Genomic DNA, 15,859 nt, shown 5'->3' on the forward strand with positions numbered 1-15,859 from the left:
CTTTATTTTGCAAAAAGACTAATTGCGAAGCCACCGCCACGTGCTTCAGTGAGTTTCAACACATCACCTTTCTTCACAATTTTCTTTGTTATCTTATAGGCCTTAGGATTCTTCTCGTAATCAGCATCAGAAGCATCTGCATAGATGGTTGCCTCATACTTACGGCCCTTCTCTAGGAAGTCGAACTTAATCGTGCTCTTATGACCATTTTCATCACATTTACCAGCAACAAACCAGTTATTTGTGCCTTTGCCTTTTCTAGCAACAGTAATGTAATCACCAGGTTCTGCTTCAAGATATTTTGATTCATCCCAATCAGCAGGAACATCCTTGATAAACTGGAACGCATCCATAAACTTAGCATAGTTTTCTGGTAAGTCGGCAGCCATCTGGATAGGTCCCCACATTACCAAGTAAAGTGCTAACTGACCAACAAGGGTTGTATGAACATAACTTGTGTTATTACTCCAATTCTTCAACTGAGTCTCGAAGATACCTGGGGTATAGTCCATAGGGCCGCCCTGAAGACGAGTAAACGGCAATACTACGGTATGGTCTGGACGACTACCACCGAATGCTTCATACTCTGTTCCTCGCGCACTCTCATTACCAATCAAGTTAGGATAAGTACGACAAAGGCCTGTTGGACGAGTAGCCTCATGCGCATTCACCATGATATGATGTTTTGCAGCCTCTTTGACAACATACAGATAATGATTATTCATAGCCTGTGAATAGTGATGGTCTCCACGAGGAATGATATCTCCTACATAACCACCCTTCACAGCATCATAACCGTATTTATCCATCAACTGGAAGGCCTTATCCAAATGACGCTCATAATTAATAACACTAGAAGAAGTCTCATGATGCATCATCAGTTTTACGCCTTTAGAATGAGCATATTCGTTCAAATACTTGATGTCAAAGTCTGGATATGGAGTAACAAAATCGAAAACATCCCATTTCCACATATTTGCCCAGTCTTCCCAACCGACATTCCAACCTTCAACAAGGACTTCCTGCAAACCGTTTGCTGCAGCAAAGTCGATATACTTCTTTACATGTTCTGTGTTCGCTGCATGACGACCGTTTGGCTTTACTTTATTCCAGTCAATCTGATCTAACTTGATAGAAGGGTATTCGTCTGTATAGTTCCATGAACTCTTACCTACGATCATCTCCCACCATACTCCACAATATTTTGTTGGGTGAATCCAACTAGTGTCCTTAAGTTTACAAGGTTCATTCAAGTTTAAAATCAAGCTACTTGCCAGCATATCACGGGCATCATCACTTACCATAACGGTACGCCATGGGGTCTTACAAGGTGTCTGCATGTAGCCCTTCATACCTGTGGCATCTGGTGTCAACCAACTTTCGAACACCATATTTTTATCATCCAAGTTCAGGTGCATTGTGGCATAATCTACACATGCAGCCTCATGCAGGTTGATATACAAACCATCCTTGGTTTTCATCTGCAAAGATGTCTGAACACCTGTAGGTGAGAACACACTTGATGAAGAGTTTGCCCAATCCACAGCATCATGGAATCTACTTCTGATCTCAGACAACTTTGATTCCTGTGTTTCCTGTTCCTGAGAGTCATAATCACCAGGAAGCCACCATGCAGTATGGTCACCGGCCATGGCAAACTGGGTATGTTCCTCCTTGATGATGAAATAGTTCAGACTCTTCTGCTGTGGGAATTCATATCTCAAGCCCATACCATCATTGTATACACGGAAACGAATGATGATATTGCGGTCACTTGAAGGCTGGTTCAAGTCAACCTCCAGTTCATTATAATGATTACGGATCTTCTTATATTGTCCCCAAACAGGCGTCCATGTTTCATCAAATGTTGAAGTCTTTGTATCAGAGATTTTAAATCCATCCATCAAATCAGTCTCCTTCAAACCTTTTGACGCATGCTTGTCCTTGGCAAGTTCCAAGCCAAGATGTGAAGGCTTTATAACGGCCTTATTTTTATAGGTCAGTTCATAGGTAGGTTGTCCAGTATCCGACAGTGAAAACTTTAGGACAATACGCCCATCCGGAGATTTCACCATTTGAGCCATTGCCACCATTGGTAATAATAAAAAAGCTAATAGTAATTTACATTTCATCTTCTTCCAGATTCATTTATAAGTTTAATAATAATGTTGGTAAATTCTTGATTTTCCATTAAGTCCTCAAGATTCAAATGCATACGATATCTCCAATAATGACGTGGGTTAGCAGGGATATTGATTCGCTCTGCATTCTGATCAGGAAGTCTGAGGTTTTCATCAATTGCTAACCAATCCTGAATACTAAGTACACACAGCATACTTGGTGATGCCAGATGACGTGCTATGATGTCGCTAGCCAACCACCCTGGTAATGGATGAGGAGCAGCACCCTTACGGTAAAGCATCGTATTATAGTATTCCTGAGTACGCCCCATATCTTCATCCCACCACTGTCGGAGTGTTGGCATATCATGACTAGAGATTGTACATACAGAACGATAAGGGTTGCGACTGAGATGACCGAATCTTACTTTAGGGTCTTTTGGCATGCTCTGCAGTTCCAAGCTCAGGATCTTCAATTCATTCATAACCCAAGGCACACAGTCTGGAACCATTCCTAAGTCCTCTGCGCATACCAGCATACGAGTAGCCTGTACTAACTTCGGTAACTTTTTCATTGCTTCATCATACCAGAACTGATTGTTTCGGCGATAGAAGTAGTCGTTATATAAGTTATTGAATGCTGCCTTATCATTATCATAAAGGCTCTCATAGATATAGTCGAACTGTACACTGATTCGTGGATGATATAACTCAGGATTCCTATGATCACGAACAAAAAGTACATCACTGATCAAAGCATACAATCCATCTCGAAGATTCAATTCTCGTTGATCAGACACTCCTGCGAATGCTTTTTCTACTTTTCGCTGAGTATCAAATTCCGGTTTCATCTTATATCTCTCATCGTCTAATCGATCGAGATACTTCTTTCGCACTTCATCAGCGCGTTCACCAAACATTCTGTCAAGGACCCAATCTGTAATAAATGGTTCTGTGAAACGTTTTTCTTGGAAATTGAATCCATAACTGCGGATTTCGTCTGCTGTCATTCCCAAAGATGGAACAAACTGACCTAACAATCCATGCACAGCATCTACCGGGATTTCCCATATTCTGAAAAATCCAAGTACATGGTCGATACGATATGCATCAAAGAACTTCGACATATTCTGGAAACGTCTCACCCACCAAGCACAACCGTCCTTGATCATCTCATCCCAATTATATGTAGGGAATCCCCAATTCTGACCATTTACTGAGAAATCGTCAGGAGGAGCTCCTGCCTGACCATTCAGATTAAAGTATCTTGGTTCTGTCCATACATCACAGCCATATCGGTTCACACCAATAGGAATGTCACCCTTCAAGATGACTCTCTTCTCCTTGGCATACTCATGAACCGACAGCATCTGAGAATTAAGTATATACTGAACGAAATACCAAAATTCTACATCTTTATAAGCTTGAGAGGTAGGCGATGATAGATTCTTTCGTTCTGCTTCATTCCAAACCTGATGTGCATCCCATTGGGTAAAATCGGCAGTTCCATATTTATCCCTCAAGTAACAATACTGTGCATAAGGTACCAGCCATTGCTCTGTCTCCTTGAAGAAGGCTTTAAACGCTGCACTCTTTTTCACCTCATCTTTCTCCTGAGCAAACAATTCCTTTAGATAATCTATCTTTGCATTGTTTACTCGCTCATAATCAATCTGAGGGAGTTGGTTCAATTCCTCTCGAAGCGTCTCGTAGTATTTGCGTTTCTTCTCATCCTTAAGCTCTGGAAGTGCTGAGAAATCTGCATATTGAGGATGCAAAGCAAAAATACTGATACAACTATAAGGATATGAATCAGTCCAGGTATGAGTTATTGTAGTATCGTTGATTGGCAATACCTGAAGGACACGCTGATGCGTCTTTGATACAAAATCAATCATCTTCTTCAGATCACCAAAGTCACCTACGCCGAAACTTGTTTTACTTCGGAGAGAAAATACAGGAACAAGGGTACCGGCCAATTTACGGTTCCATAATTCGAAAAAGGCCTGACTTAATTCATAGACCAGCATATTACCATTACGCATCTCAGGCAAGTCTATTACTCTATTAAAACCTGTTTCCCATAAAGGAGTGATACCAGAATTCTCATCCAGTGCAACAAATTTAAACTCCAAATGATGATTAACGATATCGTCAATATTCAGATCTACTACCCATTCATTATGGGCATGACGACACATATCCTTCGCCTTCAGGACATTCCATTCTCCCAAAGCACGGGATTCTCCTACAATTGCCAGTCGATCACCCTCACGCAACTGAGGAGCTCGAACGATAAGTCTTATGGCCTTAGCATACGATGTCTCCGGAAGTTCTGATAACTTCTCCTGATTAACACAATCCGTAAAAGCAGAACTATAAAGATAAGAATCCTCCGGCAGATCATTCCATCTATTATAGATTGTATAGGTCTCTGTTTTAGAGTTCGTGATTCCTATTTTGTGTTTCACCGTCAACCATTCCTGTCGACTACTATATCCATTATGTTCCACACTATAGTAATAGGTGATATACTTTGGAGTCTCTGTAACTATAAGATCATAGCACCATCTTTGTCCATCTAAAGTACTCATACGACATAAATGGACAGTACCATCAATATCAACATGAAGAGTCAACTCTTCACCAAATACGGTCTTATAATCAATATTAAATTGAAATTTCATAAAATATTGGGGGTTAGTATTCTTAATTGTGATGCTAAGATAGATATTTTTTCTAATTTACAGCGTGCAACATTTGCACAAACATTATTATTATTCATGCAAACGTTTGCATTTTATTACTTTTCCTTAATAAAAGTAACAGCAATACTACCTAATAAGAAAAGAGTACCGGCTACGATCATCATATTACTCTGATGAGAGCCTACCATACCAAGGATTCCACCACCACACAAAGCTGCTACGATCTGAGGAACACAAATGGTTCCATTAAATAGACCTAGATATGCGCCCATATGGCCATATCCTTGAAGAGCATTGGTAACAAAGGTAAAAGGCATTGCCAACATAGCAGCCCAGCCACAACCTACCAGTAGGAATGGAATAAACTGCCAATAAGCATCATGAATAAACGGGATAAGAATAAAACCGGCAGCACCCATGACAAGACTTAATGCATAGGCAAGTTTGGTATTCTTAAACTGCGCCAGCACGACAGCCCATATCACACTACCAACAGCCTGAACGGCAAAGAGTACTCCCACCCAGTTACCTGCTTCCTGAAATTCTGAAGATGCAGCATCTGTCGTATTCCATACGGTTTCTGCAATAGCTCCGGTGGTATAGTTCCACATATAGAGCATTCCTGCCCAACAGAAGAACTGTACCAGTCCCACTTTCCAGAATGTAGAAGGGGCATTCTTCAGAAGAACAAACCAGTTTACGTGTTCTTCCTTCTTTGCCACGACTTCTGATGTGGCATTATATGCCGCATAAGTCTTAGGATCCCATTCCTTCACCTTTAAAGTAGTATAGACCACACATAATATAAGTATTGCTGCACCAATATAGAAGGACCAGATTACAGAATCCGGTACGACTCCTCTTGGAGCAACATTGCTCAAGCCCAACCATGTAAATAAGAACGGAAAGACAAAACCTACTACAGAACCTGCATTACAAAGGAAACTCTGGATAGCATAAGCCTTGGCTTTTTGTTTTTCATTCACCATATCACCAACCATCATCTTGAATGGTTGCATGGCCATATTGAGACTGGTATCAAGAAACATCAAGGCGACCAAACCAAACAACATGGCTGCCCCAAACGCAAAGCCAAACGACCCAGCATTCGGCAATAGACACATGACGAGTACTGCCAACAGAGCACCTATAAACAAATAAGGTATACGTCGACCAAAACGAGTCCATGTCTTATCACTTAACGTTCCGACTATAGGCTGTACTATAATACCCATAAGAGGTGGCAAAATCCAGAAATAGCTTAAACTATGAGGGTCTGCCCCAATAGTGGCAAAAATACGCGAAATATTAGCACTCTGCAGAGCATAAGCAATCTGCACGCCAAAAAATCCGAAGCTCAAATTCCAGAGCCCCCAAAAGTTCATGTTAGGTTTTTCTTTCATATTATCATAATGGTTTTTAGTCTGTCGATTTCTATATGATATTGCTATCGTGTAGTACCACGTACTACCAGTCGAGTTCTCACAACTCGTTTTTCGATTTTGTTCATCGCAATAGAGCCTTCCACCTGTCCGATCAGGATATTAGCAGCTTCCTCTCCCACAGCCTTTCCGCGTTGTTCTACCGTTGTAAGCATAGGATCACACGACTTTGCACGATTACCATTAGTAAACCCACAGATTGAGATATCTCCAGGTACATCAAAGCCCATATGTTTAGCTGTATATAATATACCTATTGCAGTATCATCGTTTATTGCAAAGAATGCATCAGGGCGATTTTCCATATTAATGATTTCCGGTGTAATCGCCTCAGCAGCAGCTCGATTATCACAAAGACGGATAATGCTTTCATCAACTTTCAATCCATGTTTCAGCAAAGCATCCTTGTAACCGTTGAATCGGTTTTTCGAGATCTCCATATTCATTGAAGATCCATAATATGCGATCCTACGGCAACCGGTATCTATGAGATGGGTTACAGCAGTATAAGCACCCATATAATCATCAACGACCACACGAGAGCAATCCACTCCTGTACAAATTCTATCATAAAAGACCAAAGGAACGCCTTTGTCCATCAATCTCTTAAAATGTTCATAATGCGTGGTATCTTTGGCCTGAGATACGATGATTCCGCACACCTTATTTTTATAGAAATCATCACAGATAGCCACCTCACGCTCATATTTTTCATTACTTTGAGCCACCATGATGCGATAACCACGAGCACTGGCCTCTTCTTCAACACCACTAAGCACAGAACCGAAATAATAATGCACGAATTGAGGTACGATAACACCTATTACTTTCATCGGCATCACCTTACTATGGCGAAGGGCTTCACCAATCACATTAGGATAGAATTATGCTCGCGCGCATACTTCTGTATACGCTCCTTTTGGACAGCACTAATCCGTGGGCTGTCTTTCAGCGCACGCGAAACAGTAGCTATAGAAACGCCAAGGTCGCGAGCGATATCTTTCATTGTTATAGATGTCTGATCTTTCATGATAAATTACCTCATTGTGCAAATGTAGACAAATCTGTGCAACTAGATTACCATACTCTTTTATTATTAAGAAAAACAAAGCGCAAACGTTTGCACTAAAGAAATAACGTTTTAATGGCAAAATTAGTATAACAAAGCATTAAAGAATATAAATTTGCAACGCAGACAGCGTGATAAGAGCGAAAAGACGGCTATGAAACAATTTATTACGTTATATTTATTATATGGATTAACTAGAAACAATATATTACGTTAACTTAAAAAATCAAAGCAAATGAAGCAGGTAAAATTCAAATTGCCTCAGAGAATGCTGACCCTTACTGGAGGATTACTTCTCGCAGCTAGTTCTTTTGCACAAAATGGTGCTATAAAAGGACAAGTGAAAGATGCTTCTGGTGAGCCAGTCATGGGAGCTACCATTACAGCCAACGGTAAACCTGTTGGAATTACCGACATGGATGGTAACTATTCCATTAATGTAAAGCCAGGAACAAAGCTTACTATTACCTATTTAGGTATGTCGCCAAAAACAGTTACTGCAGGCGAAAACATGTCTGTCGTACTAACAGACGACACAAAAGCATTAAACGAAGTGGTTGTTATTGGTTATGGTACTAAGAAAAGCAGCGACCTTACAGGATCTGTAACCGCATTTACTCCTGATGGTAAGAACAAGGGTGTTGTTGTCAATGCTCAAGATTTGATCCAAGGAAAAATTGCGGGTGTTAATATTACTTCCGGTGGTGGTACCCCTGGTGGTGGTGCAAACATACGAATCCGTGGTGGTTCGTCTTTGTCTGCCACCAACGACCCATTAATCGTCATCGACGGTATTGCCATGGATAATAACGGTGTACAGGGTCTTTCTAACCCATTGTCTTTGGTAAACCCTCAGGATATTGAGTCTTTCTCTGTTCTAAAAGACGCTTCTGCCACAGCCATCTATGGTAGCCGTGGTTCTAATGGTGTCATCCTCATCACTACCAAGAAAGGCAGAAAGAAAACCAGTATCTCATATAATGGTTCTTTCTCTGTCAGCACGAAGAAGAAGACTATCGACGTGATGAATGGTGATGAATTCCGCGATTTCGTCAAGACACAGTTCGGCGAAGACAGCAAAGCTGCCAAACTGTTAGGTACTGCCAACACCAACTGGCAAGATGAGATTCTGCGCACAGCATTCGGTCATGACCACAACATTACGATCAGTGGTACTACCGCTGGTATCTTACCTTACCGAGTATCTTTGGGATATACCAACAAGCAAGGTATCATCAAGACCTCTAATTTCGAGCGTTACACCGCATCATTAAACCTTTCTCCTGCATTCCTTCAGGATCATCTGAAATTCAATGTCAATGCCAAGGGTATGTGGGCAAAGAGCCGCTATGCAGATGGTGCTGCTATCGGTGCCGCTGTAGCCTTCGACCCAACACAGAGTGTTTACGACAATTCTGAAGATGCAGCCAACTTTGGTGGATACTTTGCATGGAAGGCTCCTGGAGCTGCCTTAGGCAACGATAAATATCCATACACTCTGGACAGTCAGGGTACCAAGAACCCTGTTGCTATCTTACAATTGAAAAATGATAGAGCTATTAGCCGTGACTTATTATTAAGTGGTGATGTAGACTATAAAGTTCATGGTCTTGAAGACGTGAGCATCCACGGTACAGTAGGTTTCGACGTAGCACAGGGTACTCAGAATAAGGACGTAGACCCTAGATGTCCATTGGCTTTCTACTATGGTTCTTTCGGATTCGACAGATCTTTGAAGCGCAACTTCCAAGGTAGTATCTATGCCATGTATAATCATGACTTCAACGATGCAGCCAAGAATCATCTGGATGTCATGGTCGGTACTGAGGAATCTCATTTCTGGAGAAAAACCTCTAACCGTTATCGTTCATACAATGACGCATGGAACGGACTTAATTCCGACATCCATACAGATAATGGTGTAGACTATGATGGCGATGGTATCTTAGACGACTACAAGTTCCTCACAGAGAGCTATCTTGTTTCTTATTTCGGTCGTGCCAACTGGAGTCTGTTAGATCGTTATTATCTCACAGCGACCTATCGTCGAGACGGTTCATCACGTTTCAAGAAGCACTTCTCAGACTTCCCTTCATTTGCATTCATGTGGAAGATCAAGGATGAGAGCAAGCTCCGCAATATCAAATGGCTTTCAGACCTGAAGCTCCGTCTTGGTTGGGGTATGACCGGTCAACAGGAAATCAACGTCGGTGACTATCCATATTTCGCCATCTACGAGATGAACTCAGGAGTAGGTTCTTATTATAATGCTGTAGGCAATGGCAACATTGCACGTCCTAAGGCATACAACCCTGACTTGAAATGGGAGACCACAACAACATATAATGTAGGACTCGACTGGGGACTCTTCAACAAGCGAATCACCGGTAGTTTCGATTGGTATTATCGTAAGACAACCGACTTGCTGAATATCGTTGATGTTCCTGCAGGTTCAAACTTCCGTAACCAGGTGATTTCAAATATCGGTTCATTGACCAACACCGGTATTGAAGCAGCTATCAAATGGGTAGCCATTGAGAATAAAGACTTCAACTGGGTAATCGACTATAACTTGGCTTACAATGCCAACAAGATCACAAAGTTGAATGGTGGTGACGATCCTTCTTACTTTGTTGCCGTAGGTGGTATCTCTTCTGGTACAGGTCTTACCGCTCAGGCTCATAACGTAGGTCATCCAGCCTTCTCATACTATGTATATCAGCAGGTATACGACAAGAATGGCAAAGCCATCGAAGGTGCAGTAGTAGACCGCAATGGAGATGGTAAGATCACCGCTGCCGACAAGTATTACTACAAGAATCCAACAGCTCCTGTCACCATGGGGCTTTCATCTCGTATGGAATACAAGAATTGGGACTTTGGTTTTACACTCCGTGCAAGCATCGGCAACTATGTCTTCAACGACATGATGTCTGGTCATACCAACACCAGTATCACAGCAATCTTTGCACAGCAATCCTTCTTGAGTAATGTTCCAAAAGCATCAGCAGCCGATAACTGGCAGAGCAACGATGAGTCAAAAGCATTAAGTGACCGATGGGTACAGAATGCTTCATTCTTGAAGTGTGACAACATCACCTTAGGTTATACCTTCAGCAACCTCTTCCGCAGTGGAAGTTGGAATGGTGTCAGTGGCCGTGTCTATGGTTCTGCTAGTAATGTATTTACCATCACAAAATACAAAGGTATCGACCCAGAAGTATTCCAGGGCATTGATAGAAACCTTTATCCACGTCCTATCGAATTCCTTTTAGGTTTAAGCCTGAATTTCTAATCAATTAAGAGGAATATTATCATGAAAAGATATATAAAAACTATATTACCTGCAGCAGCGATGATCTTATCACTAGGCTTGCCATCATGCTCTTCAGACTTGGATGTTATGCCTATCGATCCAAACCTGCAGACTAAGGAAAGAATCAATTCTGACAACTTGCTCAACAAGTGTTATGCTAACCTTGCAGTTGCCGGAAACAGTGGTCCTGACGGAGACTGTGATATCGACGGTCTTGACGGTGGTACCACAGGTTTTGTCCGCCAAATGTTCAATGCCAATGAGTTGACTACTGATGAAGCCATCTGTGCATGGGGTGACCCAGGTATCGAGAACTTCAACTTCAATACCTACGATGCTCAGCAACCAATGCTTCGAGGTTTCTATTATCGTCTGTATGCCGGTATCAGCTACTGCAACCAGTACATAGCAGACTTTGGTGCTGTTGATGCACAGAAGACTGCCGAGGCTAGATTCTTGAGAGCTCTCCAGTATTATCTTCTCCTCGATGGTTGGGGTAATGTACCTTTCACCACAGCGGTTTCTTCAGAAAAGCCACAACAGATCAAGAGAGCTGACCTCTACAAATGGGTAGAGAGCGAACTCCTTGATGTTCAGAACGATCTTGCAGAGGCAAAACCAGAGAAGAAAGGCGAGGAAGGCTATGGCCGAGTAGACAAAGCTGCCGCATGGTTATTACTTGCACGTCTTTATCTGAACGCAGAGGTATACACAGGCACTCCAGAATGGGGTAAGGCTGCCGAGTATGCCAAGAAAGTCATCGACTCACCTTTCAAGCTCTACACCACGAAGAAAGGTAACTGGAGTCCTTATCAGCAGTTGTTCATGGGTGACAATGGTATAAACGGAGCTTCTCAGGAGTGTATTTTCTCTGTTATTCAGGATGGTGAGAAGACCCATTCTTATGGTACTACCCTATTCCTGATTGCCAGCACAACCAACGCAACAGAGATTGTAAATCCTGATGGTAAATCTGTCGGTATGAACACCACAGAGAAATGGAGTGGTAACAGAGCACGCCCTGATCTTATCAAGAAGTTCTTCCCACAGACAGCTCCTCAGGTAGACGCTTACCAGATGACAAAGGAAGCAAAGGATGATCGTGCCATCTTCACCGGCAACGGCCGCGAATTGGAAAACAACGATCCATCAACCTTTACCGATGGCTACGGTGTATGTAAGTTCAACAACTGGTACACCACCGGTACTGCCAAGAACACCAAATTCCCTGATACTGATTTCTTCTTCTTCCGTTCTGCAGAAGCATATCTTATCTATGCAGAAGCTACAGCAAGAGCGAATGGAGGTACCGCAACAGCAGAAGGTGTAGGATACTTGAATCAGCTCCGTAGCAGAGCAAACGCATCAACCAAGGCTGGTTACACTCTTGATGACATTTGTGACGAGTGGAGCCGTGAGTTCTATTTCGAAGGCATCCGTCGCCCTACCCTCATCCGTTTCGGCAAGTTTGGTGGTAACACCAACTACAACTGGACATGGAAAGGTGGCGCCAAGAATGGTCGTAACATAGACAAGCACTACAACTTGTTCGCAATACCTTCATCTGACTTGAATGCAAACGGAAACTTGCAACAGAACGAAGGTTATAAAGATAATCAAAAATAAACAATTTAGAATTAATTATCATGAATAAGATAAAAATAATGGCAGGAGCCCTCATTGGTTGTGCTATGGCCTTCACAGCTTGTAGCGACGATCTGAGCCATAATCCGACACTACAAACGCCGGAGACCTTCACACTAAATACTCCAGCCTATTCTACTTCGAATATTGACTTGGAGACTACAGATAGTATGCGTCTCACCTGGTCACAACCTGACTATGGCTTCCCTGCTGCTGCCCAATATGAGGTACAGGTATCTCTGAATGATGACTGGTCGGTTTCTACAGAACAAGCTGCTGCTGACGAGAGTGGCAAGACAAAACCTACCTATGCTACAGTATCAGACCCAACAGGTGTTTGCAGCACCTCCGTTATTGGTTCCACTTTGGCTAAAGGCATTCAGACAATCGGAGGATGGGGCGAAGATGACATTCCTGCCAAGAAGGATGTCAAGGTTCGTGTGATGAGTGTTTATGCTAAGGATACCATCTATTCTAATGTCATCAACCTCACCGTAGTTCCTTATTTCGTAAAGGATGTCGTTCCTATGGGTTGGTATCTTATCGGTTCATGCATCGGTGACGGTAGCTGGGGCGGTGAGATCGGTCCTAACATGATTCCTATGTACGCTATCGCTGGTCAGAACTATGACAAGAAGACCGGTGAGGGTAAGTTCTCTTGGACAGGTTATCTCACAACAGAAGGATTCAAACTAAAGAAGGAAGCTGACAAATGGGATGACCAGATCGGTCAGAAGAAGGGCGATGACGGTACCCTTGAATACGATGCTGACGGCAACCCTGTACTGCAGAAGAACGAAGGTGGTTCTGGCAACATCACTGTCAAGGAAGATGGTTACTACACGATCACTCTCGACACCAAGGCTTTAAAGAAGATTAAAGACAAAGACGTGATCAGCAAGGACATCATGACCATCACAAAACTTGATAAGGCTCCTTCTGTCTTTGAACAAATATATTGTACCGGTGACTTTGATAGTTGGAAAGTTTCAGGCAAGATGACTCCTGTACACACCAAGACTGGATTAAAGAACCACGATTGGTATTTCGTCCTCGATGCTTCTGACGGTGACACTACTGCCAAGTTTACAACTGCGGGCTGGTCAACCAACTGGGGTAGCGAAAGTTTCCCTTACGGTACAGGTACCAGTGGCGGTGGCAACATTGCTGTTGCTAAGGGTAAATACAAGGTTATCTTCAATGATATCACAGGACAGTATGTCTTTATCGCACAATAAATAAGCTACAGGAGTGGAAAACTCCACTCCTGACCTTTTAAACGAAAAAATATGAAAAAGATAATATATTCATTAGGTCTTGCCCTTACATTAGCAAGCTGCTCAGAAGCTGGTTATGAAGATTGGGCTAATCCACAGTCCAATGCAGCAGAAGACCAGGTTACAGTAAAACTTACTGTTGCCAACGCTCCGGCCGTTGACTATGCAACACTCACAGAAGATAGTGTTCAGTTGTTCATCCCTACTGTGGAGTATTCTGACAATGAAGTTCCTACCAATTCCTATGTGGCTGTATTGAAGAATGGTGAAAAGTCGTTCACCATCGAGACTGATGCCACCGGTAAGGCTGCCGCAGCCGACCTAAAGGATGCCGTAGAAAGTCTATATGGCAAACGCCCTGAAAAACGAGAAATCCCTATGGAGGTTACCGGTATCTCTAAGTCAAAGGGATTAAGCGTGAAGAATACCACTACTGCTACAGCAACGGCTACTCTTACAGCTCCTCATTTTATCGATGAAGAATATTACCTTGCCGGAGATATGTTCGACAATGGATGGAGCAAAGAAGGTGCTAAAAAGTTGACCCACGTGGGTAATGGTGATGTATACGATTATCCAGAATGGAACACTATCCTTAGACTTCCTGAAGGCCGTTCCAACTGGTACTGGAAGATTATTCCTCTCACCAACTACAATGGCGAATTCTTCGGTGATGGTGTCGCAGGTACTTTGGTCGATGGTGACAATGCTTTCGAAGGCAACCTTACCACAGTAGAGCCTAAGGCCGGTAGAATTGAGGAACCTGGTACTTATCGCCTCTCTATCAATATGTGGAAGTACACTTACAAAATTGAGAAACTCAATTTCGAACCTTTCATCTATGAGATTGGAAGCGAGAGTGAATGGAAAACATCACACGCTCTTTCCGGTGAGAACTTTGATGGAAACTATCAGGGATATTATTACCTGAACGGTGAATTTAAGTTCAAGCCAAAGGCTGACACATGGGATGATGACTTTGGTCAGGATCCTAATAGCACTGAAAAGAAACTTGTCTCTAAAGATGAAGAGAATATCAAAGCAGATGCTGGTTTCTATCAGATTAATGTGAACTATGCCGAGATGACCTATAACCTCGTTAAAGTTGAGAGCATCTCTGCTATTGGTAGCTTCTCAGACTGGGCTTCAGATGTTGACCTCACATACAATACAGAAGAGGGTTGCTGGGAAGGCGAACTGGATATTACAAAAAACAGTGAATTCAAGTTCCGTATGAACCACGACTGGAAATGCGCTAACTGGGGTGGTGACGTAAACAACCTGAAACAAGATGGTGCCAACATCAATATTGCAAAGGGTAAATATAATATAAAACTATACCTAAGCTATGCGGGTGCCAACAAAGTTAAGATAACAAAACTTTAATATCCATCATGCTATAAAGCAAACGGGATGTATCTATTGGGGATACATCCCGTTTTTTTCTAAGATCACCAAGGTACTTCTACGAAAAGGATCGAAAAATTGCAGTTGCCATTTAAATCCTAGCTTCGTTGGCACTTCGTTTTGTTAAGATTACTTTATATTCTTTAATTCTCAACTGACAAAAGGTGCTCATAATTCGCGAATTCAATTTTCATGCCGGGTTGATTAGGAATACCGGAATTATGAGCAAATAGCAATCTATTGATTATCAAACAGTTACAGTTTTACGTCTTATTCTATCCTCAAAAATACTGGGGGATGTAGCCTTTTTCTGTTAACTGCGTAAGGCTATATACCTATTCACATTGGCTTACAAAGTTAACTGCGTAAGCTGATGAAGTTAACTGCGTTCAAAGACTCAAACTTTTGAAGAAAATTTTCCATGCTTTTTGAGAGTCAAAAGGCCCTTATCCATTCTAGAAGGAGCAAAAAGCGAAACATTTTTCTTTTAACAGTTCCAACATTAAAGTTTAAAAAATATAAAATACTAAAGTTTCGCAAGTGAATATGTATTCATTAAGCGACATTTAAATTGTACATTTTATACAATTTATGGAACTTTGGATTATCTTCAATAAGTGCGCTAAGCAACTCGCTGGCATCAGCAGATACCAATGCTGCTATTTCCAGAATGATATCCAGTATGAGTTCCCATATCTTGTCCGTTACAGACAGCTCTAGAGATTCATCCATAGCATCTACAAAGAGCATACCGATGGTTTCATACGATTCAAATCGCTTCACTGTACAAAGTATGTTGTACTGCATCAAAGTTAGTGTAAAACTAGCAATCTGTGCAGAGAAATGAATCGACTGGCATCTGCCAAGATTCAGAAG

7 protein-coding genes and 2 pseudogenes are annotated in these 15,859 nt (G+C 42.0%); 4 read left to right on the top strand and 5 right to left on the bottom strand.

Translation table 11 applies throughout. From position 1 onward, the window contains the following. Positions 1-2: 2 nt before the first annotated feature. The 4 genes and pseudogenes from K333_RS0108940 to K333_RS12220 all read right to left on the bottom strand — a co-directional run bounded on the left by K333_RS0108940 (position 3) and on the right by K333_RS12220 (position 7,300). Positions 3-2,132 carry a glycoside hydrolase family 97 protein gene (locus tag K333_RS0108940; protein ID WP_027452591.1) on the bottom strand — a complete coding sequence of 710 codons (2,130 nt, stop codon included), beginning with the start codon at positions 2,130-2,132 and terminating at the stop codon, positions 3-5. After that, positions 2,129-4,807 (bottom strand): 4-alpha-glucanotransferase, encoded by a 2,679-nt coding sequence (locus K333_RS0108945; protein WP_024990542.1) that lies wholly within the window; start codon positions 4,805-4,807, stop codon positions 2,129-2,131. Before K333_RS0108945 ends, K333_RS0108940 begins: the two co-directional genes overlap by 4 nt. A 116-nt stretch (positions 4,808-4,923) precedes the next feature. Then, positions 4,924-6,231 carry an MFS transporter gene (locus tag K333_RS0108950; protein WP_027452592.1) on the bottom strand — a complete coding sequence of 436 codons (1,308 nt, stop codon included), beginning with the start codon at positions 6,229-6,231 and terminating at the stop codon, positions 4,924-4,926. A 44-nt stretch (positions 6,232-6,275) separates the two neighbouring features. Beyond that, positions 6,276-7,300: pseudogene (locus K333_RS12220) on the bottom strand (LacI family DNA-binding transcriptional regulator). 274 nt (positions 7,301-7,574) lie between these two features. On the opposite strand from K333_RS12220, the gene K333_RS0108960 reads away from it, so the two are divergent. From K333_RS0108960 to K333_RS12225, 4 genes are read left to right on the top strand one after another with little or no spacing between them, the layout of a single operon-like run. Continuing rightward, complete coding sequence (locus K333_RS0108960; protein WP_024990543.1) at positions 7,575-10,634, top strand: SusC/RagA family TonB-linked outer membrane protein; 3,060 nt, start codon at positions 7,575-7,577, stop codon at positions 10,632-10,634. 21 nt (positions 10,635-10,655) lie between these two features. Then, on the top strand, positions 10,656-12,281 hold the full coding sequence (locus K333_RS0108965) for a RagB/SusD family nutrient uptake outer membrane protein (protein WP_024990544.1): 1,626 nt from the start codon (positions 10,656-10,658) through the stop codon (positions 12,279-12,281). Positions 12,282-12,301: 20 nt separating this feature from the next. After that, on the top strand, positions 12,302-13,537 hold the full coding sequence (locus tag K333_RS0108970) for a SusF/SusE family outer membrane protein (RefSeq protein WP_027452593.1): 1,236 nt from the start codon (positions 12,302-12,304) through the stop codon (positions 13,535-13,537). 51 nt (positions 13,538-13,588) lie between these two features. Beyond that, on the top strand, positions 13,589-14,962 hold the full coding sequence (locus tag K333_RS12225) for an Outer membrane protein SusF domain-containing protein (protein WP_051230919.1): 1,374 nt from the start codon (positions 13,589-13,591) through the stop codon (positions 14,960-14,962). 576 nt (positions 14,963-15,538) lie between these two features. On the opposite strand, the pseudogene K333_RS13315 reads toward K333_RS12225, so the two are convergent. Next, positions 15,539-15,859, bottom strand: a pseudogene (locus K333_RS13315) (IS4 family transposase); the annotation flags it as partial.

This window comes from Segatella albensis DSM 11370 = JCM 12258, assembly GCF_000426565.1.
Taxonomy (GTDB): Bacteria; Bacteroidota; Bacteroidia; order Bacteroidales; family Bacteroidaceae; genus Prevotella; species Prevotella albensis.

Excerpts from the sequence above, each read along its gene's own strand:
- K333_RS0108940 (WP_027452591.1), bottom strand. The coding sequence starts at position 2,132 with ATGAAATGTAAATTACTATTAGCTTTTTTATTATTACCAATGGTGGCA.
- K333_RS0108945 (WP_024990542.1), bottom strand. The coding sequence starts at position 4,807 with ATGAAATTTCAATTTAATATTGATTATAAGACCGTATTTGGTGAAGAG.
- K333_RS0108950 (WP_027452592.1), bottom strand. The coding sequence starts at position 6,231 with ATGAAAGAAAAACCTAACATGAACTTTTGGGGGCTCTGGAATTTGAGC.
- K333_RS0108960 (WP_024990543.1), top strand. The coding sequence starts at position 7,575 with ATGAAGCAGGTAAAATTCAAATTGCCTCAGAGAATGCTGACCCTTACT.
- K333_RS0108965 (WP_024990544.1), top strand. The coding sequence starts at position 10,656 with ATGAAAAGATATATAAAAACTATATTACCTGCAGCAGCGATGATCTTA.
- K333_RS0108970 (WP_027452593.1), top strand. The coding sequence starts at position 12,302 with ATGAATAAGATAAAAATAATGGCAGGAGCCCTCATTGGTTGTGCTATG.
- K333_RS12225 (WP_051230919.1), top strand. The coding sequence starts at position 13,589 with ATGAAAAAGATAATATATTCATTAGGTCTTGCCCTTACATTAGCAAGC.